This window comes from Kitasatospora sp. NPDC059803 (genome assembly GCF_042732255.1).
In the GTDB taxonomy this organism is placed as follows: domain Bacteria; phylum Actinomycetota; class Actinomycetes; order Streptomycetales; family Streptomycetaceae; genus Kitasatospora.
Genome location: NZ_JBHWIJ010000059.1, coordinates 11,716 through 33,846, shown reverse-complemented (window position 1 = coordinate 33,846; position 22,131 = coordinate 11,716). Strand labels below are relative to the sequence as shown.

Below are 22,131 nucleotides of genomic sequence, written 5' to 3'. Positions count from 1 at the left end.
CCGCCGGCGAACGGCGGTCCGGGCCCCGGGGGGCGTGGGCTCAGGCGCCCAGGTCGACCGAGCGGGCGAAGCGGGCGCCGATCTCGGCGGCGATCGCCGACAGCACGTCCTGCGGGATCTGGCTGTCCACGGTGATGGAGGCGAGCGCGCCGCCGCCGTCGCGGGCGACCTGCATGCCGGCGATGTTGATGCCGGCGTCGCCGAGGTGGCGGCCGAGCACGCCGACCACGCCGGGGCGGTCCTCGTACTTGAAGAAGGCCATGTGGTCGGTGAGCGCGACGTCCACGTCGAAGGCGTCCACGCCGACGATCTTCTGGGTCTGCTTCGGGCCGGCCAGGGTGCCGGAGATGGCGATCTCCTCGCCGTTCGCGAGCGTGCCGCGGACGGTGATCACGTTGCGGTGCTCGGCGCTCTCGCTGGAGGTGGTCAGGCGGACCTCGACGCCGCGCTCCTGGGCGAACAGCGGGGCGTTGACGTAGGACACCGTCTCCGCCACCACGTCCTCGAACACGCCCTTCAGCGCGGACAGTTCGAGCACCTTCACGTCGTGCTGGGTGATCTCGCCGCGGACCTCGACGTCGAGCCGGACGGCGACCTCGCCGGCCAGCGCGGTGAAGATCCGGCCGAGCTTCTCGGCCAGCGGCAGGCCCGGGCGCACGTCCTCGGCGATCACGCCGCCCTGGACGTTGACGGCGTCCGGCACCAGCTCGCCGGCCAGCGCCAGGCGCACCGACTTGGCGACGGCGATGCCGGCCTTCTCCTGCGCCTCGTCGGTGGAGGCGCCCAGGTGCGGGGTGGCGACCACGTTGTCGAAGCCGAACAGCGGGGAGTCGGTGCACGGCTCCTTGGCGTACACGTCCAGGCCGGCGCCGGCCACCCGGCCGTCGCGCAGGGCGTTGGCGAGCGCCTCCTCGTCCACGATGCCGCCGCGGGCGGCGTTGACGATGCGCACGGTCGGCTTGACCTTGTGCAGCGCCTCGTCGCCGATCAGGCCGATGGTCTCGGGGGTCTTGGGGAGGTGGACGGTGATGAAGTCCGAGACCTCCAGCAGCTCCTCCAGGGTGACCAGCTTGACGCCCATCTGGGCGGCGCGGGCGGCCTGGATGTAGGGGTCGTACGCGACGATCTTCATGCCGAACGCGGACATCCGCTGGGCGACCAGGACGCCGATCCGGCCGAGGCCGACGACGCCGAGGGTCTTCTCGCTCAGCTCGACGCCGGTGTACTTGTTGCGCTTCCACTCGCCCTGCTTGAGCGCGGCGTTGGCCGGCGCGATGTTGCGGGCGACGGAGATCAGCAGGCCGCAGGCGAGTTCGGCGGCGGTGACGATGTTGGAGGTCGGCGCGTTCACGACCATCACGCCGGCCTTGGTGGCGGCGGCGACGTCCACGTTGTCCAGGCCGACCCCGGCCCGGGCGACCACCTTGAGCTTGCGGGCGACGGCCAGCGCCTCCGCGTCGACCTTGGTGGCGGAGCGGATCAGGATCGCGTCGACGTCGGCGATCGCGCCGAGCAGCTCGGTGCGGTCGGCGCCGTTGCAGTGGCGGATCTCGAAGTCGGGGCCGAGGGCGTCGACGGTGGCGGGCGACAGCTCTTCGGCGATCAGGACGACGGCGGTTTTGGATGTCACAGTGCTCACGACAGTGTGTCCTTAACTCTGCGGTTCTCCCCGGCACGTGGGTGGCGTGGACGGCGGGGGGAAGGTGGCATGCCGCGTAGGTAGACGCACGACGCTGTGGGCCTGACGCGCACTCGGAGTGTATCGACGGGCTGGGTACCAGGCTGCTCCCGTCCGGCGAAATCACCCGGACGGGAGCAGCCTACTTGTACAAGGAAGTTACAAAATCGGGCAGAGCCCGAGGCCGGTTCAGGCCTTGTCGTCGACCCAGCTCATCAGCGAGCGCAGCTTCTTGCCGGTGGTCTCCAGCAGGTGGTCCTCGTCGGCCTTCTTGTACTCGTTGTACTTGGGCAGACCGGCCTTGTACTCGGCGATCCAGGTGTTGGCGAAGGTGCCGTCCTGGATCTCGGCGAGGACCTTGCGCATCTCGGCCTTGGTGGCGTCGGTGATGATCCGCGGGCCGGTGACGTAGTCGCCCCACTCGGCGGTCTCGGAGACCGACCAGCGCATCTTCTCCAGGCCGCCCTCGTACATCAGGTCGACGATGAGCTTCAGCTCGTGCAGGCACTCGAAGTAGGCGATCTCCGGCTGGTAGCCGGCCTCGACCAGGGTCTCGAAACCGGCCTTCACCAGGGCGGCGGTGCCACCGCACAGGACGGCCTGCTCACCGAACAGGTCGGTCTCGGTCTCCTCGGTGAAGGTGGTCTTGATGACGCCGGCCTTGGTGGCGCCCAGGCCCTTGGCGTAGGACAGCGCCAGGTCGAAGGCCTTGCCGGAGGCGTCCTGCTCGACGGCGACGATCGCGGGGACGCCGCGGCCCTCCTCGTACTGGCGGCGGACCAGGTGGCCCGGGCCCTTCGGGGCGACCATGCAGACGTCGACGTCCGCCGGGGGCTTGATGAAGCCGAAGCGGATGTTCAGGCCGTGGCCGAAGAACAGGGCGTCGCCGGCCTTCAGGTGCGGGGCGATGTCGGCCTCGTAGACGTCGGCCTGGATCGGGTCCGGCACCAGGATCATGATGACGTCGGCCTCGGCCGCGGCCTCGGCCGGGGTGACGACGCGCAGGCCGGCCTCCTCCGCCTTGGCACGGGACTTGGACTCCGGCTTCAGGCCGACCCGGACGTCGGCGCCGGAGTCGCGCAGGGACAGCGCGTGGGCGTGGCCCTGGCTGCCGTAGCCGATGACCGCGACCTTGCGGCCCTGGATGATGGACAGGTCGGCGTCGTCTTCGTAGAACAGCTCGGCCACGGGGGCACATCTCCTTGCGTGATGGTTGCCGGGTACGCGTTCTCTACGGTAGGCGTACCGGCGGGGGCGTGGGGCGGTGCTTCAGGGTGTGAGACGGCCTGCGTCTCGGGGGTGCTCAGGCGCTGCGGTCGAGGGCGCGCAACGAGCGGTCCGTGATCGAACGGGCGCCGCGCCCGATGGCGACCAGGCCGGACTGGACCAACTCCTTGATGCCGTAAGGCTCCAGCATCCGGAGCATGGCCTCCAGCTTGTCCGAGCTTCCGGTGGCCTCGATGGTCACCGCGTCCGGGGACACGTCGACCGTCTTGGCACGGAACAGCTGGACGATCTCGACGATCTGCGACCGGGTCTCGTTGTCGGCGCGGACCTTCACCAGGACCAGTTCCCGCTGGATCGCAGCGGACTGGTCGAGTTCGACGATCTTTATCACGTTCACGAGCTTGTTGAGCTGCTTGGTGACCTGTTCCAGCGGGAGGTCCTCGACGTTGACCACGATGGTCATCCGGGACACGTCCGGATGCTCGGTCGGGCCGACGGCGAGGGAGTCGATGTTGAAGCCCCGACGGGAGAACAGGGCGGCGATGCGGGCGAGCACGCCGGGCTTGTTCTCGACCAGGACGGAGAGGGTGTGCTTGGACATGGGGTTCCTCAGGCGCTCTGGAGTTGAAGGGGGGTGTTAGTCGAGGTCGTCGCCGAAGTCGGGGCGGACGCCCTTGGCGAACTGGATCTCGTCGTTGCTGGTGCCGGCCGCGACCATCGGCCAGACCATGGCGTCCTGGTGGACGATGAAGTCGATGACGACCGGGCGGTCGTTGATCTCCATCGCCTGCTTGATGACGGCGTCCAGGTCCTCGGGGCGCTCGCAGCGCAGGCCGACGCAGCCCATCGCCTCGGACAGCAGGACGAAGTCGGGGATCCGGGTGCCCTGGGCCGGCGGCGCGATGCCGTCGTGGTCGGGGCCGGCGTGCAGCACGGTGTTGGAGTAGCGCTGGTTGTAGAACAGCGTCTGCCACTGGCGGACCATGCCGAGCGAGCCGTTGTTGATGACCGCGACCTTGATCGGGATGTCGTTCAGGGCGCAGGTGGCCAGTTCCTGGTTGGTCATCTGGAAGCAGCCGTCGCCGTCGATGGCCCAGACCGCGGTGTCGGGCCGGCCGGCCTTGGCGCCCATCGCGGCGGGGACGGCGTAGCCCATGGTGCCCGCGCCGCCCGAGTTGAGCCAGGTGCCCGGCTTCTCGAAGCGGATGAACTGCGAGCTCCACATCTGGTGCTGGCCGACGCCTGCGGCGTAGATCGCTTCGGGGCCGACCAGTCGGCCGATCCGCTCGATGACCTGCTGCGGGGAGAGGCGGCCGCCCGGGGCGGGCTCGTAGCCCAGCGGGTAGGTCTTCTTCCACTCGTCGAGCTTCTCCCACCACTGCGAGTAGTCGCCCTTGTGGCCGGCGTCGAACTCGGCCTGGACGGCGACGATCAGATCGGCCAGCACCTCGCGGGCGTCGCCGACGATCGGCACGTCGGCGGGGCGGTTCTTGCCGATCTCGGCCGGGTCGATGTCCGCGTGGACGACCTTGGCGTGCGGGGCGAAGCCGTCCAGCTTGCCGGTGACGCGGTCGTCGAAGCGGGCGCCGAGGGTGAACAGCAGGTCGGCCTTCTGGAGCGCGGTGACGGCCGGGACGGAGCCGTGCATGCCGGGCATGCCCAGGTGCTGCGGGTGGCTGTCGGGGAAGGCGCCGAGCGCCATCAGGGTGGTGACCACGGGGGCGCCGGTCAGTTCGGCGAGGATCCGCAGCTCGGTGGTGGCCTGTGCCTTGATCACGCCGCCGCCGACGTACAGCACCGGGCGCTTGGCGCCCACCAGCATCTTCGCGGCCTCGCGGATCTGCTTGGCGTGCGGCTTGGTGACCGGGCGGTAGCCGGGCAGCGAGAGCTCGACCGGCCAACGGAAGGTGGTGGTGGCCTGGAGCGCGTCCTTGGCGATGTCGACCAGGACGGGGCCGGGGCGGCCGGTGGCGGCGATGTGGAACGCCTCGGCGATCACCCGGGGGATCTCGGCGGGGTCGGTGACCAGGTAGTTGTGCTTGGTGATCGGCATGGTGATGCCGCAGATGTCCGCCTCCTGGAAGGCGTCGGTGCCGATCGCCTTGGAGGAGACCTGGCCGGTGATCGCGACCATCGGCACCGAGTCCATGTAGGCGTCGGCGATCGGGGTCACCAGGTTGGTCGCGCCCGGGCCGGAGGTGGCCATGCAGACCCCGACCCGGCCGGTGGCCTGGGCGTATCCGGTGGCGGCGTGGCCGGCGCCCTGCTCGTGGCGGACCAGGATGTGGCGCACCTTGGCCGAGTCCATCAGCGGGTCGTACGCGGGAAGGATGGCCCCGCCCGGGATGCCGAAGACGGTGTCGGCGCCCACGGCCTCCAGCGAGCGGATGAGCGACTGGGCGCCGGTCATGGTTTCGACGACGTGCTGGGGAGCGGGAGCGTGGGCGGCCGTGGTGTCCCCGCGGCGGGGGGATGCGGCGTGCTCAGTCATCTGCCTGTCTCTTCTCGGAATGTGCCGGCCCGGTGGTTTCGGGCCCCGGTGGTGCGAGGGTGGGGTCCCGGTTTCGGGCCGATCGCCGGCTCTGCCTCAATCGTCCCGCTTCCTCCCCGCGAATCGGGGCGGATCGGGCGGTCGGGGCCAGGGGTCTTGCGGTGGTGGAACAGCGTCAGTGCAACAAAAAACCCCTCGTGCCAAGGGCATGCGAGGGGTGGCGCGTCGGTCTGTCACAAGCGGGGGGTGTGAACCCGCTCAGCCGACGCGCCCGCCAAGTACGAGAATTCGGGTGCGCATGGCAACGACCCTCCTCCTGTCCGGGGGCACGTGTCAAGCAGGTGGGATGACCGTCTCGCCATGCGGACCTGGCCCTGGACCGGTCACCGCGCGGCGTTCGGGCAGGTCGGGGGCACCGTGGTGATGCACGACACGCCCCCCGCCGCCCTCCCCGCGGCCACCCGTCCGGGCCTCCGCGGCCAGGTACGCGCGCCGGGCCGAGACCGAGCCGAGCGGTCTGGGCAGCGGGTAGCCGCGGCGCACCAGCGCCCGGCGCAGCCGGGTCTCGTCCAGTGGCGGCGCGAAGGCCGAACCCTGGCCCTGTCGGCAGCCCAGCTCCTGGAGCGCGGCGACCTGGCGGGGCAGGTCCACCCCCTCGGCGCCGGTGACCAGGCCGAGGTCGTGGCCGAGCCGCAGGGCGTGCCCGGCGAGCGTGCGGCTGAGCGCGGACTCCCCGAGGTCCTGTACCAGCGTGCGGTCCAGCTTGAGGCCGTCCAGGGGCAGCCGGGCCAGCTCGCCGAGCGAACCGCTGCCGGCGCCGTAGCCGGCCAGCACGGTGGTGACCCCGAGCCGGCGCAACGCGGCCAGCCGGCGGCCGAGTTCGTCGGCGAGCGAGTCCGGGCCCATCCGGGCTACCTCGATCACCAGCTCGCCGGCCGGCAGCCGGCTGTCGCGCAGCGCCGCGGCCACCGTCTCGTACAGGCCGGGCGAGCACAGCCGCTCGGTGGAGAGCCGGACGGCGACCGGGACGGGCGCGGGGCCGCTGCGGCTGCGGCCGGACTGGCCGCGCCGGTTGGCCGCGGCCGTCACCGCCTCCTGGACCAGCCAGCGGGAGAACCGGGTGGCCGCGTCGCCGTGGTCGGCCGAGCGCAGGAACTCGGCCGGGGTGAGCAGCAGGCCGCCCGCCGAACGCCAGCGGGCCTGCGCCTCGACGCCGGTCACCGCGCCGCTGCCGAGGTCCACCACGGGCTGGTGGAGCAGGGTGAAGCCGCCCTCCCGGACGGCGGCCCGCAGCCGCTCCTCCAGTTCGGTGCGGCGCTCCAGATCGGCCCGCATCGCGGGGTTGTAGAGCACCACCCGGCCCTTGCCCTCGGACTTGGCCCGGTACATCGCGAGGTCGGCGTTGCGCATCAGCTCGTCGGTGGCCGCCCTCGGGTCGGCGGCCGGGCCGCGTTCGGGGGTGCCGAAGGCGATGCCGATGCTGGCGGCGACACCGAGTTCGGCGCCGCCGATCCAGTACGGCTCGGAGAGCGCGATCCGCAGCCGCTCGGCGAGCTCCTGGACCTGGAGCCGGCCGAGCGGGCCGCAGACCAGCGCGGCGAACTCGTCGCCGCCGAACCGGGCGACGGTGTCCCCGCAGCGGACGGCCCCCTGGAGCCGGCGGGCCGCCTGCACCAGCAGTTCGTCGCCCACCTGGTGGCCGGCCGTGTCGTTGACCGCCTTGAAGCCGTCCAGGTCGAGGAAGAGCACCGCGACCCCGGCGCCGCCCTCGCCCTGCTGGCCGCGGGCGCCGAGGGCGGCCCGCAGCCGCTGGGCGAACAGCGCCCGGTTGGGCAGGTCGGTGAGCGGGTCGTGGAAGGCGTTGTGCTGCAACTGGGCCTGGAGTATCACGCGTTCGGTCACGTCCCGGCTGTTGAGGATCAGGCCGTCACGGTGCCGGCTGACCGTCGACTCGACGTGCAGCCACTCGCCGCCGCCGGAGCTGATCCGGCACTCCACCCGGGCGGACGGCTCGGCGGTGCCCGGGGAGCGGTGGGCGGTGAGCCGGACCCTCGCCAGGTAGCGGCGGACCTCGGCGAGCACCCGGTCCACGTCCTCCGGGTGGACCAGGTCCAGCAGGTTTCCGCCGACCAGTTCCTCCGGGTCCCGCCCGTAGACGCCGAGTGCGGCCGGGGAGACGTAGGAGAGCACGCCGTTGGCGCCGGCGATCATGATGACGTCGCTGGAGCCCTGCACCAGGGAGCGGAAGTGCGCCTCCTTGTGGGCGAGTTCCTGGGCGAGCGAGAGGTTGTCGAGCAGCATCACGCCCTGGCGCAGGATGAGCGCCAGGCCGACGGTGCAGGCCGCCGCGGCCACCACCCGGTCCAATTCCCGCCCGCCGAGGGCGTTGTAGAGGATCCCGGCGGTGCACACCGCGGCGGCCGCGTACGGGGTGAGCGCGCTGAACGTGGTGGCCACCCGGCGGCGCGGCAGGCCTCCGGCCGAGGGGTGCTCGCGCAGCGGGCGGCGCCAGCGCGGCGACCACGGCGCCCAGGCCAGCAGCAGGCTGCCGGAGAACCAGCCGGCGTCCAGCAGTTCGCCCGAGCGGTAGCTGCTGCGCAGCTCCGGGGAGGTGAACAGGGCGTCGCACAGGACGGTGACGGCCAGCGCCACCATCGCGGTGTGCACGGCCGCCCGGTTGCCGTCCCGGCCGCCGAAGCGCAGCCCGACGACCAGGCTGACCAGCAGGATGTCCAGCACCGGGTAGGCCAGGTTGAGGGCCAGCCGCAGTGGCGAGCCGACCTCGCCGGCGGCGATCCGGCCGAGCGCCAGGCTCCAGCTGAGGGTGAACAGCGAGCCGGCGATCAGCCAGCCGTCGAGCAGCAGGCAGAGCCAGCCGGCGGCCGAGCGCGGGCGCTGGGCGAGCACCAGGACACCGGTGATGGCGAGCGGGGAGAACAGCAGGAAGGCGTACTCGGCGAGCGAGTCCTGCGGCAGCGGGCTGCGGGCGACCAGTTCGTACCAGCCCCAGGTGCCGTTGCCGCAGGCCACCATGAGCGAGGAGAGGCCGAACAGCAGCCAGGCCGGGCGGGCGCGCCCGCCGGCTGTGCAGCCGTACACCAGGCAGGACAGCGCGGCCGCGAGCGCCGCCGCGGCCAGGCCGAAGTCGCCCATGAAGATGGAGAGTTGGAAGGATCCCCAGCCAGTGGCGGCGCCCAGGGCGTAGGCCAGGCAGAGCGCGCCGAGGACGAGGCCGGGCAGCGTCCGGCTCTCCCGGAGCCGGTTCAGCGGGCCGCGCCGGCCGGGGGCGGGCGGGCCGGCTGCGGCTGCGCCGGGCGCGGACGTGTCGGGCTCGGACGCGTCGGCGGGTGGCACGCCCGGCCGTCCGGCCCCGGGCAGCACCGTATCGGTGGAGCTCACTCGGCCTCTCCCCCTCCGGCCCGGGGCCTGGCGCCCCGGCCACGGGCCACCGGCCGCGCGCCTCTCGGTCGTACGCGGTGGCCTGGCGCCCCGTCAGGACGGAGGCCCAGGGGGTGGGCGGCCTTCCGGTCACCACACCGCACCGATGTTCCCGATCGGGACCCTACACCAAATCCGTCACTCAATGACACATGCACTCAACTTAGAGTAATGGCGAGGGGGTGGGGAAATGCACCCGATTCCGGCGGATCGGCCCGGTTGGCGGCGGCGCGCGACCAGGGGCTCACGCGGCGCGCACGGGAGCACGCGACGGCGCCCGGCCCCGGGCCGCCCGGACCGGAGACGGTCAGGAGGCCCGGCGCCGGGCGCTCGGGTCAGCGGGAGGCCCGGGGGGACAGGGCCTACGCCGGATCGTCCGGGAACAGCCGCAGCCGGTGCGCCAGCGCTGCCGCCTCACCCCGGCCGGTGACCGCGAGCTTGCCCAGGATGTTGGAAACGTGCACGCTCGCGGTCTTCGGAGAGATGTACAGCTCCTCCGCGATCTGCCGGTTGCTCCAGCCCCGCGCCAGCAACCGGAGCACGTCCCGCTCACGGGGGGTGAGGCCGAAGGACTCCCCGGCGGGCGGGGTCGCGGCCGGCCCGGCGGCCGGGCGCGCGGCCGCCACCGGGGTCAGCGTCAGCCCGGCCCGCTCGGCCAGGCCCGCGACCTCCGCCAGCAGCGGACGGTCGCCCCGGACGGTGGCCAGTTCCCGCGCCTCGCGCAGCAGTTCGGCCCCGGCCTCGCGCCGCCCGGCCAGCACCTCGGCCTCGCCGGCCCGCAGCAGGGCGACCGCCAGCGGGTACGGCAGCCCCGTCGGCCGCAGCGTGGCGACCACGGCGGCCCACTGCTCCGGGGTGTCGGCGGCCTCGGCGCGGGCCAGTTCGCCCTCCAGCAGCCGGGCCCAGCCGTGGTGCATCGGCGCCCGCGGCCGCAGCCGGGCCGCCCGCGCGGCGATCGCGGCCAGTGCCTCGGCCCGGCCCGCCGCGGCCTCCGGCAGGCCCCGGCTGTCCGCCTCCACCGTGGCGGCCTCGACCAGCAGCGGGTACACGTCGGACTCGTGGCCGAGCCGCCCCTCCTCCGCCAGCGCGGTGAGCAGTTCCTCCCGGGCCTCCAGCGGCCGACCGGCGAGCGCGGCGATCCGCACCGCCAGCCGGCTGATCGGCACGCTGTGCTGGAGCTGGCCGACCCGGTTGGCCGACCGGGCCTGCGCCAGCATGGTCGCCGCGCCGGCCAGGTCCCCGCGCAGCAGCGCGAGGTCGCCGCGCATCCGGTCCAGGAACTCGGCGTGGGTGCCGGTCAGGCTGGTCAGCTCGCAGGCGTCGAGCACCTCGGCGGCCTCCCGGATCCGCCCCAGGTCGGTCAGCGCCTCGGCCAGGTTGCCGGTCAGGATGGTGCCGATGTTGCGCAGCAGGCCGTTGCCGTCCGCGTAGACCAGGCCCTCGCGGGCCAGCACCACCGCCTCCTCGGCCCGGCCCACCCCGCGCTGCATGCTGGCCAGGTTGTTGACGCCGCGCAGCAGCAGGTCGGGCACGCCCAGCCGGCGGGCCGCCTCGACCGCCCCGGCCAGTTCGGCCAGCCCGCCGTCGGCGTCGCCGTGCACGTCGTAGCGCAGGCCGCCGAGCGTCATCCGGGCGTGCACCTCGACGGAGTGCGCGCCGACCTCCTGGGCGATCCGGATCGCCCGCTCGGCCAGCTCGATGTGCTCGGGGCCGGGCTTCTTGAGCATCGCCACCCCGGCGCCGAGCGCGAACACCTCGGCCTGGACGGCGGACGGCGGCAGGTGATCGACCAGCCGGTGCGCGTGCAGGATCTCCTCGTCGTCGCCGGAACGGCGCAGATTGCCCAGCATCCGGGCCCGGTTGATCCGGAACCAGGCCGCGCGCACCGGGTGCACGGCCTCGTCGACCAGCCGCAGCCCCCGCCTGGCGAGGCTCAGACCGCGCTCGCGGTCGCCGCAGCGCCGGGCCGCGACCACCGCCTCGGCCAGCACGTCGACCAGCTGGATCCGGTCGCAGTCCCCGTCGGCGGTGCTGTGGTCGCAGGAGCCCGGCGGGTAGGTCTCCGCCCAGTCGTACGGGCGCAGGGTGTGCGCCAGCACCTCCTCGGAGACCATGTCCCACAGTTCCAGGGCCCGTTCCAGCATGCCCAGTTGCTCGGCGAAGGCGTTGCGGCGGCGGGCCGCCCGGGCGGCGTCCAGGGCGGTCGGCAGGGCGCGGGCCGGGTCGTGCGCGTGGTACCAGTAGTTGGCCAGCCGGGCGGGCAGGGCGTCGCAGGAGACCAGCTGCGGCTGCGCCTCCACCGCGAGTGCGAACTTGCGGTTGATCCGGTGCCGTTCACCGGGCAGCAGGTCGTCCGAGACCGCCTCGCGGACCAGCGCGTGCCGGAAGCGGTAGCCCTCGCCCTCGCCGTCCGGGCGCAGGATGTTGGCGCCGACGGCCGCCCGCAGCGCCTCGATCAGCGCCTCCTCGTCGTCGTCCAGGACGGCCGCCAGCAGGGCGTGCTCGACGTGCGAGCCGCCCTCGGCGGCGATCCGCACCACCCGCTGGGCCTCCTCGACCAGGCTCTCCACCCGGACCAGCAGGATGTCGCGCAGCGAGTCGGTGAGCCCTGCGCCGCAGCCGTCCTCGAAGGCGGTGGCCAGCTCCTCGACGAAGAACGGGTTCCCCTCGGAGCGGCGGTGGATGCGGTCCACCAGCTTCCGGTCGGGGTCGGCGGTGCCGAGGATGCCGGCCAGCTGGGCGGCGACCTCGCCGCGGCCGAACCGCTCCAGCTCCAGCCGCTGGACGGTGCGCAGCCGTTCGAGCTCGGCCAGGAAGGGGCGCAGCGGGTGGCGGCGGTGCAGGTCGTCGGAGCGGTAGGTGGCGACCAGCAGCACCCGGGACCGGTGCAGGGTGCGGACCAGGAAGGCGAGCAGTTCGCGGGTGGAGCGGTCGGACCAGTGCAGGTCCTCGACGGCGAACACGAGGGTACGCTCCGCGCCGAGCCGCTCGAACAGCCTCGCGGTGTGCTCGAACAGCCGGGCCCGGCCGTACTCGTCGTTGGGTTCACCGTCGGCCTCGCCGAACTCGGGCAGCAGCCGGGCCAGGTGCCCCTCGCTGCCGACCGCAGCGGCCTCCAGCTCGGCGCCCAGCGAGCGGTGCAGCCGGCGCAGCGCGGCGGCCAGCGGGGCGTACGGCAGGCCCTCGGCGCCGATCTCCAGGCAGCCGCCGAGCGTGGTGACCGCTCCCCCGGCGGCGGCCCGCTCCAGGAACTCCTCCAGCAGCCGGGTCTTGCCGACGCCCGCCTCGCCGCCGATCAGCACGGCCTGCGGGCTGCCGGAGCCGGCCCGGCGCAGCGCGTCGGTCAGTTCGGTGATCTCGCTGCCGCGGCCGACGAAGACGGGACTCACCGATATCTGCTGCATGGAGGCGAGCATGCCATAGCCGGAGGTGGCGGGCCGAGGGGTTATCTCCCCTGGCGAACGCCCGGAGGGGGAGGCGCTCCCCTGCTGCGCCTCCCCCTCCGAAACTCCCTCGGCACCGTCGTGGTGCCGGTCCGTCAGCATTCGCGCTGGCGCGCGGGGCGCCGCTGGAAGCGGGCGGCCACCGGACGCTGCCGCAGGCGGCGCCCCTCCTTGGCCTCCCGGACCAGGCGCTCGTGCTCGGCGCGGACGGCCAGCTCGTGGGCGTGCTGCTGGATGAGCTCGTACTCGATCACTTCGGTTCCCCCTGTGGGTTTCACTGCGTTTCGCTGTCGAGTAAGACTTTCCTCTCCCAGCGGGGGGTGCCGCATCGGAAGCCCTACCGATCTTCCGGGCCCCAGGTGCCTTAGATCGGGGCCCCAGGAACGGCAAAGGCCCGGTCTTACCTCGATTTAGAGGTGAGACCGGGCCTTAGGCCTTACTTAGGGGGCCTTAGATGCCTTAGGCGCCTTAGGAAGCTCAGGCTGAGACGCCCAGCTTCCCCGGGCTGCGCCTACTGTCCCTCGACGGCGAGCCGCTCCAGGATCAGGTCCTTGACGCGGGCCGCGTCGGCCTGGCCGCGGGTGGCCTTCATGACCGCACCGACCAGCGCGCCGACCGCCGCGACCTTGCCGTCGCGGATCTTGGCGGCGATCGCCTCGTTCTCGGCGATGGCCTGGTCGACGGCCGCACCGAGCGCGGAGTCGTCCGAGACGACGGCCAGGCCGCGCTTCTCGACGACCTCGTCCGGCTCGCCCTCGCCGGCCAGCACGGCCTCGATGACCTGGCGGGCCAGCTTGTCGTTCAGCTTGCCCTCGGCGACCAGCGCGGCGACCCGGGCGACCTGCGCCGGGGTGATCGGCTGCTCGCTCAGCTCGGTGCCGGTCTCGTTGGCCCGGCGGGCCAGCTCGCCCATCCACCACTTGCGGGCCTGGTCGGCCGGGGCGCCGGCGGCGATGGTCTCCTGGATCGGCTCGACGGCGCCGGCGTTCAGCACCGACTGCATGTCCTTGTCGGACAGGCCCCACTCGGCCTGCAGCCGGGCCCGGCGCACCCGCGGCAGCTCGGGCAGGCCTGCGCGCAGCTCCTCGACCCAGGCGCGGGCGGGGGCGATCGGCACCAGGTCCGGCTCGGGGAAGTAGCGGTAGTCCTCGGCGTTGTCCTTGATCCGGCCCGAGGTGGTGCTGCCGTCCTCCTCGTGGAAGTGCCGGGTCTCCTGGATGATCGTGCCGCCGTCGGTCAGCACGGTGGCGTGCCGCTGGATCTCAAACCGGGCGGCCCGCTCCACGCTGCGCAGCGAGTTGACGTTCTTGGTCTCCGAACGGGTGCCGAAGGTCTCGGTGCCGTTGGGGCGCAGCGACAGGTTGACGTCGCAGCGCATCTGGCCCTTGTCCATCCGCGCCTCGGAGACGCCCAGCGCCTTGATCAGCTCGCGCAGCTCGGCGACGTACGCCTTGGCGACCTCGGGGGCGCGCTCGCCGGCGCCGACGATCGGCTTGGTGACGATCTCGATCAGCGGGATGCCGGCCCGGTTGTAGTCGAGCAGCGAGTGGGTGGCGCCGTGGATGCGGCCGGTCGCGCCACCGACGTGGCTGGACTTGCCGGTGTCCTCCTCCATGTGGGCGCGCTCGATCTCCACGCGGAAGGTCGAGCCGTCCTCCAGCTGCACGTCGAGGTAGCCGTTGAAGGCGATCGGCTCGTCGTACTGCGAGGTCTGGAAGTTCTTGGGCATGTCCGGGTAGAAGTAGTTCTTCCGCGCGAACCGGCACCACTCGGCGATCTCGCAGTTCAGCGCCAGGCCGATCTTGACGGCCGACTCCACGCCGATCGCGTTGACCACCGGCAGCGAGCCGGGCAGGCCCAGGCAGGTCGGGCAGGTCTGGCTGTTCGGCTCGGCACCCAGCTCGGTCGAGCAACCGCAGAACATCTTGGTCTTGGTGCCCAGCTCGACGTGGACCTCAAGGCCCATCACCGGGTCGTACGACGCGAGAGCGTCCTCGTAGGAGACCAGGTTCATGACGCTCACAGCGTCCCCTTCACTAAAAGACTTGGGAGGTACGGGCCCGGCCGCCGCTCGCGCGGGGCCGGGCCGGGGCGCTCAGCTCAGCCCAGCAGGACGTCGTCGGAGCCGAGCTGGCGCAGCTCGCGCACCAGCAGGGCGGTACCGGTGATCAGCGCGGCGGCGCCGACCAGGGCGTTGACCAGCTTGAGGGTGTCGCTCTCCTCGCGGGCCTTGCGGACGTCCTTGACGACCGATACCGCGCCGAAGGCGCTGGTGCCGATGGACAGCCAGAGGCCCGGCTTGCTGTGCTTGAAGCCCTTCAGGGACGACGGTGCCTTGAGGGACGACGGGGCCTTGGCCTTCTCGATCTTGCTCACAGTGCCGGTGCCTCCTCCAGCAGGGTGTGCCCCCACTTGTCGTTGAGTGCGGCCTCGACGGCGCCGCCCACCCGGTACAGGCGGTCGTCCGCCATCGCGGGTGCGATGATCTGCAGGCCGACCGGGAGATTGTCCTCCGGGGCCAGACCGCAGGGCAGCGACATGGCCGCGTTGCCCGCGAGGTTCGACGGAATCGTGCAGAGGTCGGCCAGGTACATCGCCATCGGGTCGTCGGCGCGCTCGCCGATCGGGAAGGCGGTGGTCGGCGTGGTCGGCGAGACCAGCACGTCCACGCCCGCGAAGGCGGCGTCGAAGTCGCGCGAGATGAGCGTGCGGACCTTCTGGGCCGAGCCGTAGTAGGCGTCGTAGTAGCCCGAGGAGAGGGCGTAGGTGCCGAGGATGATGCGGCGCTTGACCTCGGGGCCGAAGCCGGCCTCGCGGGTCAGGGCGGTGACGTCCTCGGCCGAGCGGGAGCCGTCGTCGCCGACCCGCAGGCCGTAGCGCATCGCGTCGAAACGGGCCAGGTTGGACGAGGCCTCGCTGGGCGCGATCAGGTAGTACGCCGGCAGCGCCAGGGTGAAGGACGGGCAGGAGACCTCGACGACCTCGGCGCCCAGCTCGCGCAGCAGCTCCACCGACTCGTTGAAGCGCTCCATCACGCCGGCCTGGTAGCCCTCGCCGGCGAACTCCTTGACCACGCCGATCCGCATGCCGCGCACGTCGCGCAGCTTGGCGGCCTCGACCACGGCCGGGACGGGCGCGTCGATCGAGGTGGAGTCCAGCGGGTCGTACCCGGCGATGGCCTCGTGCAGCAGCGCCGCGTCCAGCACGGTGCGGGCGCACGGGCCGCCCTGGTCCAGCGAGGACGAGAAGGCGACCAGGCCGTAGCGGGAGACCGAGCCGTAGGTCGGCTTGACGCCGACGGTGCCGGTGACGGCACCGGGCTGGCGGATCGAGCCGCCGGTGTCGGTGCCGATCGCCAGCGGGGCCTCGAAGGCGGCCAGCGCGGCGGCCGAGCCGCCGCCGGAGCCGCCGGGGATGCGGGAGAGGTCCCACGGGTTGCCGGTCGTGCCGTAGGCGGAGTTCTCGGTGGAGGAGCCCATCGCGAACTCGTCCATGTTGGTCTTGCCGAGGATGACCACGCCGGCGTCCTTGAGACGGGTGGTCAGCGTGGCGTCGTACGGCGGGATCCAGCCTTCGAGGATCTTGGAGCCGCAGGTGGTCGGCACGCCCTTGGTGGTGAAGACGTCCTTCAGCGCGAGCGGGACGCCGGCCAGCGGGCCCAGCTCCTCGCCCTTGGCGCGCTTCTCGTCGACGGCCTTGGCGGCGTTCAGCGCGCCCTCGGTGTCGACGTGCAGGAAGGCGTTGACCTTCTTGTCGACGGCGCCGATGCGGTCCAGGTGCGCCTGCGCCACCTCGACGGCGGACACCTCGCCCTTGGCGATGGCGGAAGCCGTCTCAGCGGCGGTGTACTTGATCAACTCGGTCATCTCGGTCAGTCCTCCCCGAGGATCTGGGGCACGCGGAAACGCTGCTCCTCGGCGGCGGGGGCGCCGGACAGCGCCTGCTCCGGGGTGAGCGACGGCCGCACCTCGTCCGCGCGCATCACGTTGGTCAGCGGGAGCGGGTGGGAGGTCGGCGGGACGTCCTGTCCGGCGACCTCGGAAACGCGGGCGACCGCGCCGATGATCACGTCGAGCTGCTCGGCGAAGTGGTCCAGCTCTTCGGGCTTCAGCTCAAGACGCGACAGCCGGGCGAGGTGGGCGACCTCCTCGCGCGTGATGCCAGGCATGCAGCGATCCTCAGGGTGAGTTCTGGTGAGGCCCGGCGCCGCGCGCAGGCGGTGCCGGGCCCGGGCAGGAGCAACCGGTCCGGTGCTCCGTCCTCGTGGTCTTTGGACCCCATCCTATGGGGCCCGGCCCGGCCACCGGCCAACGAGTAAGCGTGTGCGCCCGTCACTGCGGCCTGGTGCGGGCCCAACTCTGCGTGCCCGGCGCCTTGATCTCGATCTGCGCGGCCGACACGGGCTGGGGCGCGGGCGCGGCCTGGACCGTCTGAACGGCCTGCACAGCCTGCGGGAGCGTCGGGGGCAGCACCGGCGGGAGGGTCGACGGCAGCACCGGCGCGATGGCCTGCTGGACCACCGGCTGGACGGCCGGCGGCAGCACCGGCTGGACCGGCAGGCCCTGGCCCCCCTGCACCGCGTGGAGCGCCGACGGCAGCCGGCCCGGCGGGGGGACCAGCCGCTCCACCGGCGGGGCGCCGGTACGGTGCACCCGCAGCCAGGCGGTGGCCTGCTCGGCCGGCAGCGCGGCCGACACCAGCCAGCCCTGGACGGCGTCCACGCCCATGCAGTGCAGCCGCTCCCAGGTCTCGTCGTCCTCGACGCCCTCGGCGACCACGGTCAGGCCCAGCGAGTGGGCGAGCTCCACCGAGCAGCGCACCACCGCCGCGTCGTGGTCGTCGATGACCATCCGGGAGACGAAGGAGCGGTCGATCTTCAGCTCGCCGACCGGCAGGCTGCGCAGCCGCACCAGCGAGGAGTGGCCGGTCCCGAAGTCGTCCAGGGACATCCCGACGCCGTAGCCGCGCAGTTCGGCGAGGGTGTCGGCGGCCCGGCGGGAGTCGTCCAGCAGCAGCCGTTCGGTGATCTCCAGCTGGAGCGCGTGGGCCGGCACCTGGTGGCGGACGAGGTGGCCGGCGACGCGCTGGGCGAAGCCGGGGTTGAGCACGTCGCGCGGGGAGACGTTGACCGCGACCTGCACCTGGAGGCCCTGCTCCCGCCAGTAGGCGAGCTGCCCGACGGCGGCCTCCAGCACGTAGTCGGTGAGCCGGGGCATCAGGCCGCTGGACTCGGCGAGCCCGACGAACTCGTCCGGCGAGACCCGGCCCTGGCCGGGGCGCTCCCAGCGCAGCAGCGCCTCCAGGCCGACCACCCGGCCGTCGAAGGCCACCTTGGGCTGGTAGTGCAGCTGCACCTCGCCGGTCTCCAGGGCCCGCCGCAGGTCGCCGAGCAGCCCTATCCGGTACGGCGTGTCGGCGTCCTGGGTCTCGTCGTACTGCGCGACGCCGCTGCAACCGCGCTGGGCGTGGCCCATCGCCACGTCGGCGCGGCGCAGCAGCGCCTCGGCGTCCTGGGCGTGCTGCGGGTAGACGCAGACGCCGGCGCTGGCCTCCAGCACGAGCAGCAGCCCGTCCAGCCGGATCGGCGCGGCGAGTTCGGCGATCAGCGCCTTGGCGACCCGCTCCAGGCTGTCCGGGCAGTTGATGCCGGGCAGCAGCACGGCGAACTCGTCGCCGCCCATCCGGGCCACCATCGGGCGGCCGCGCCGGTAGTTCCGGGGCAGGCCGGCGAAGACGTCGTCGATGGACTCCCGGGTGGCGCTGCCGGCCGGGCCTCCGGAGCGCAGCGCGCGGTGCAGCCGACGGGCGATGTGCACCAGCAGCCGGTCGCCGGCGGTGTGACCGAGGGTGTCGTTGAGCGATCGGAAACGATCGAGATCGAGCAGGATGAGACCGACGCTGTAACCTTCCGCACGCTCCGCGATCGCCTCCTGGGCGGCCATCAACAGGGCCTGACGGTTGGGCAGATCCGTCAGCGGGTCGGTCAGCTGGTCACGGGCGCGGTCGCGGGCGATCCGCCAGGCGGCGACCAGCACCGCCAGCGGCACCGCGAACAGCGGCAGCAGTTCGGGCTCGTACCGGTAGACCAGGACGGCCAGCGGGATGAGCGGCGCGGCACCGGCCAGCAGCACGCCGAGCAGCAGGACCGCACCTGCCACCCCCTGCGGCGGGCGTGTGGGCGCACCGCCGGTCGTACGATCCATAAGCCCTGTCCTCCGTCGGGCCCGCCCCGTCAGGCCGCCTTACGGTGAGGCACCGTGCCGGTACCGACAGCTGCCGGGCATGGAGCGACCCCGCGGAGCACCGGCTCAGCCGGTGCCCCCACCCCTGCTGACACTCTGTTGCGCTCCAGGGTATGCCGGGGTCCACCCGGTGGGCAGACTTTCGGACAACCGGAAACGCGCCACCGCGCCCGGGTGTCGCACAGTGACACAATGCCCGCTTTCACGGTGCGACACCCGGTGACGTTGCATCAGGACGATAACAAGACGGGTTCGGTCACGCTCCGCTCGGGTCGGCCTCCGGGGCGGCCTCGGCGGGGGCCTTCCCGACCTCGGGCAGGCCGAGGTGGGCGCGGGCCGCGGCCGCTCCGTCGGCGAGCAGCACGGCGAAGCCGGCGTCGTCCAGGACCGGCAGCCCGAGCTGAACGGCCTTGTCGTACTTGGACCCTGGGTTGTCACCGGCCACGACAAAATCTGTCTTCTTCGATACCGAACCGGTCACCTTCGCGCCGCGCGAGGTCAGCGCCTCCTTGGCCCCGTCCCGGGTGTGCCCGGCCAGGGTGCCGGTGACCACGACGGTCAGGCCCTCCAGCGGGCGCTCCGCCTCCTCCTCGTCGGCGGGCTCCTCGGTGAAGCGGACGCCGGCCGCGCGCCACTTCTCCAGGATCCCCCGGTGCCACTCCTCCTGGTACCACTCGACGACGGAACGGGCGATGATCGGCCCGACCCCCTCGACGGCGGCCAGGTCCTCCTCGGTGGCCGAGAAGATCCGGTCGAGGTCCCGGAACTCCCGCGCCAGCTCCTGCGCCGCGACCGGCCCGACGTGCCGAATCGAGAGGCCGTTGAGGAACCGCCACAGCGGACGTTCCTTCACCCTCTCCAGATTCTCCAGCAGCACGCCCGCCGTCTTCTTGGGCTCGCCCTTCTGGTTCGCGAAGAAGGTGGCCTTCTTCTCCTTGCCGGTGCGGTCGTCCAGCTTGGGCATGCCCGTCTTCTGGTCGCGGACCAGCACCTCGATCGGCAGCAACTGCTCCATCGTCAGGCCGAAGATGTCGCCCTCGTCCCGCACCGGCGCCTCGGCCGGCTCCAGCGGCTGGGTCAGCGCGGTCGCCGCGACATAGCCCAGGCCCTCGATGTCCAGCGAGGAACGGCCGCCCAGGAAGGCGATCCGCTCGCGGATCTGCGCCGGGCAGAACTGCGCGTTGGGGCAGCGCAGATCGATGTCCCCCTCGGACATCGGGCGCAGCTCGGCCCCGCACTCGTGGCAGTGCGAGGGCATCACGAACTCCTGCTCGGTGCCGTCCCGCAGGCTCTCCACCGGGCCGAGGATCTCCGGGATGACGTCGCCGGCCTTGCGCAGCACGATGGTGTCGCCGAGCAGCACGCCCTTGGCCTTGACGACCTGCTGGTTGTGCAGCGTCGCGTACTGCACCATCGAGCCGGCCACCTTCACCGGCTCGGCCAGCACCGCGTACGGGGTGGCCCGGCCGGTGCGGCCGATGCCGACCTTGATCGCGGCCAGCCTGCCGGTGACCTCCTCCGGCGGGTACTTCCAGGCGATCGCCCAGCGCGGCGACTTGGAGGTGGAACCGAGCCGCCCTTGCAGGGCGATCTCGTCCACCTTGACCACGACGCCGTCGATCTCGTGCTCGACCGAGTGCCGCTGCTCGCCGAAGTGCCCGATGAACGCCCGCACCTCGTCGAGCGTCCCGACCACCTTGTTGTGCCGGGCCGTCGGCAGGCCCCACGCGCGCAGCAGGTCGTAGGCGTGCGACTGGCAGTCGATGTCGAAGCCGACCCGGGCGCCGATGCCGTGCACCACCATGTGCAGCGGACGGGACGCGGTGACCAGCGGGTCCTTCTGGCGCAGCGAACCGGCGGCGGCGTTGCGCGGGTTGGCGAACAGGTGGAGCAGCGCCTGCGGACGCCTGCCCTCCTTGGCGCGCTCCTCGTTCTCCGCCCGGCGGCGCTCGTTCTCCGCCGCCAGCGAGGCGTTCAGTTCCTCGAAGGCCTCGGTGGGCAGGTAGACCTCGCCGCGGATCTCGACCAGCTCGGGCAGGTCGTCGCCGGTGAGCTGCTGCGGGATCTCCTTGATGGTGCGGACGTTGGCGGTGATGTCCTCGCCGACCCGGCCGGTGCCCCGGGTCGCGGCCAGGACCAACTGGCCGCGCTCGTAGGTGAGGTTGACGGCCAGGCCGTCCACCTTGAGCTCGCACAGGTAGTGGTAGTCGATGCCGTCCAGCTCGCGGGCGACCCGGTCCGCCCAGGCCGCCAGCTCCTCGTCGTCCATGGCGTTGTCGAGGCTGAGCAGCCGCTCGCGGTGCTCGACCTTGGTGAAGCCCTCCGCGACGTCGCCGCCGACCTCCTGCGTCGGCGAGTCCGGCGTCACCAGGGCCGGGTGCGCGGCCTCGACCGCCTCCAGCTCGCGCATCAGGACGTCGAACTCGGCGTCGCTGACGACCGGGGCGTCCTGCACGTAGTACCGGGCGCGGTGCTCGGTGATCTCCACGACCAGCTCGGCGTGCCGCCTGCGCACCTCCGCAGGGACGTCCTCCCAGCCCTCGACAGCCACCACCGCAAGCCCTCCTACGTTCTCATTCCGGGTTGTCCACCAGGCTCTGCGCCGCCCGCGCCGCAAGCGACAGCGCCTTGCGCGCGTACGCCGGGGACGCCCCGGCCAGCCCGCAGGTCGGCGTCACCAGCACGCGGCGGCCCAGCAGCTCCGGGGCGAACCCGAGCCTGCGCCACAAGGTCCTGACACCCTGGACACTACCGGCCGGGTCGGACACCTCCTGGTCAGTGGAGGGCACGACACCAGCGAGGATCGCCGTGCCCGCCTCGACCGCCTCGCCGAGGTCGTCGTCCTCCCGCTCGGTGAGGAGGGAGAAGTCGAGGGAGACCCCGGCCACCCCGGCCCGGCGCAGCAGCGGGAGCGGGACCTGCGGGGCGCAGCAGTGCACCACGACCGGCACGTCCAGGCCGCGGATCGTCTCGCGCAGCACCTCCTCGGCGACCTGCCGGTCCACCGAGCGCAACCGCTGGAAGCCGCTGGCGGTCTTCACCGAACCGGCCAGCACCGCGGGCAGCGAGGGCTCGTCGAGCTGGAGGACCAGCTGCGCGCCGGGCACCCGCCGGCGGACGTCCGCCAGGTGGCGGCGCAGGCCTTCGGTGAGCGAGCCGGCGATGTCCCGGCAGGCGCCGTGGTCGGAGAGCGCCTTCTCGCCGTGCCTGAGCTCGATGCTCGCCGCCAGCGTCCACGGGCCCACGGCCTGGAGTTTGAGCGCGCCCTGGTAGCCCTGGGTGAACTCCTCCAGCGCGTCCAGGTCCTCGCCCAGCCAGGAGTGCGCGCGCCGGGTGTCCCGGCCGGGGCGGTCGGCGAACCGCCAGCCGGACGGTTCGGTCTGTGCGAACAGCTCGACCAGCAGGCCGGCGCCGCGGCCGATCATGTCGGCGCCCGGCCCGCGGGCGGGGAGTTCGGGCAGGAACGGCAGCTGCTCCAGCGCGCCGGTGGAGGTCTTGGCGGCCTCCCGCGCGTCGGTGCCGGGCAGCGAACCGACGCCGGTGGCGGCGCCGCGCAGGTCGGGGAAGGTGTCTCCGGTGCTCACCCGCCCGAGCCTAGTGCGCCGCCGCCCC

General features: G+C 72.8%; 13 protein-coding genes and 1 pseudogene. All 14 read right to left on the bottom strand.

Annotation, left to right across the window (positions count from 1 at the left end; all coding sequences use genetic code 11):
• Positions 1-40: 40 nt before the first annotated feature.
• The 14 genes and pseudogenes from serA to ACFV6I_RS12910 all read right to left on the bottom strand — a co-directional run bounded on the left by serA (position 41) and on the right by ACFV6I_RS12910 (position 22,103).
• Positions 41-1,630, bottom strand: a complete 1,590-nt coding sequence (gene serA / locus ACFV6I_RS12975) for a phosphoglycerate dehydrogenase (RefSeq protein ID WP_363378782.1) — start codon at positions 1,628-1,630, stop codon at positions 41-43.
• A gap of 237 nt (positions 1,631-1,867) precedes the next feature.
• Entirely contained in the window at positions 1,868-2,866 is a 999-nt protein-coding gene (ilvC, locus tag ACFV6I_RS12970) for a ketol-acid reductoisomerase (RefSeq protein WP_063347727.1), read from the bottom strand.
• Positions 2,867-2,981: 115 nt separating this feature from the next.
• Positions 2,982-3,506 carry an acetolactate synthase small subunit gene (ilvN, locus tag ACFV6I_RS12965; protein WP_030302941.1) on the bottom strand — a complete coding sequence of 175 codons (525 nt, stop codon included), beginning with the start codon at positions 3,504-3,506 and terminating at the stop codon, positions 2,982-2,984.
• A gap of 36 nt (positions 3,507-3,542) precedes the next feature.
• Positions 3,543-5,396: an acetolactate synthase large subunit gene (locus ACFV6I_RS12960; protein WP_380425015.1), complete on the bottom strand. Its 1,854-nt coding sequence runs from the start codon at positions 5,394-5,396 to the stop codon at positions 3,543-3,545.
• A gap of 333 nt (positions 5,397-5,729) precedes the next feature.
• Positions 5,730-8,663: a putative bifunctional diguanylate cyclase/phosphodiesterase gene (locus ACFV6I_RS12955; protein WP_380377640.1), complete on the bottom strand. Its 2,934-nt coding sequence runs from the start codon at positions 8,661-8,663 to the stop codon at positions 5,730-5,732.
• A gap of 533 nt (positions 8,664-9,196) precedes the next feature.
• Positions 9,197-12,238 carry a helix-turn-helix transcriptional regulator gene (locus ACFV6I_RS12950; RefSeq protein WP_380425012.1) on the bottom strand — a complete coding sequence of 1,014 codons (3,042 nt, stop codon included), beginning with the start codon at positions 12,236-12,238 and terminating at the stop codon, positions 9,197-9,199.
• A 134-nt stretch (positions 12,239-12,372) separates the two neighbouring features.
• Complete coding sequence (locus ACFV6I_RS12945) at positions 12,373-12,531, bottom strand: hypothetical protein (protein ID WP_159398431.1); 159 nt, start codon at positions 12,529-12,531, stop codon at positions 12,373-12,375.
• Between the two features lie 257 nt (positions 12,532-12,788).
• On the bottom strand, positions 12,789-14,300 hold the full coding sequence (gatB, locus tag ACFV6I_RS12940; protein WP_380344968.1) for an Asp-tRNA(Asn)/Glu-tRNA(Gln) amidotransferase subunit GatB: 1,512 nt from the start codon (positions 14,298-14,300) through the stop codon (positions 12,789-12,791).
• Between the two features lie 77 nt (positions 14,301-14,377).
• Positions 14,378-14,653, bottom strand: coding sequence for a hypothetical protein (locus tag ACFV6I_RS12935; RefSeq protein WP_350884604.1), 276 nt, complete (start codon positions 14,651-14,653; stop codon positions 14,378-14,380).
• On the bottom strand, positions 14,650-16,143 hold the full coding sequence (gene gatA, locus ACFV6I_RS12930; protein ID WP_063347731.1) for an Asp-tRNA(Asn)/Glu-tRNA(Gln) amidotransferase subunit GatA: 1,494 nt from the start codon (positions 16,141-16,143) through the stop codon (positions 14,650-14,652). Before gatA ends, ACFV6I_RS12935 begins: the two co-directional genes overlap by 4 nt.
• Before the next feature lie 5 nt (positions 16,144-16,148).
• Positions 16,149-16,445, bottom strand: a complete 297-nt coding sequence (gatC, locus tag ACFV6I_RS12925) for an Asp-tRNA(Asn)/Glu-tRNA(Gln) amidotransferase subunit GatC (RefSeq protein WP_030057414.1) — start codon at positions 16,443-16,445, stop codon at positions 16,149-16,151.
• A gap of 484 nt (positions 16,446-16,929) precedes the next feature.
• Positions 16,930-18,417 (bottom strand): annotated as a pseudogene (locus ACFV6I_RS12920) (putative bifunctional diguanylate cyclase/phosphodiesterase); the annotation flags it as partial.
• A gap of 358 nt (positions 18,418-18,775) precedes the next feature.
• Positions 18,776-21,070, bottom strand: a complete 2,295-nt coding sequence (gene ligA / locus ACFV6I_RS12915) for an NAD-dependent DNA ligase LigA (RefSeq protein ID WP_380377639.1) — start codon at positions 21,068-21,070, stop codon at positions 18,776-18,778.
• A 22-nt stretch (positions 21,071-21,092) separates the two neighbouring features.
• On the bottom strand, positions 21,093-22,103 hold the full coding sequence (locus ACFV6I_RS12910; protein WP_244293362.1) for a methionine synthase: 1,011 nt from the start codon (positions 22,101-22,103) through the stop codon (positions 21,093-21,095).
• Positions 22,104-22,131: the final 28 nt, after the last annotated feature.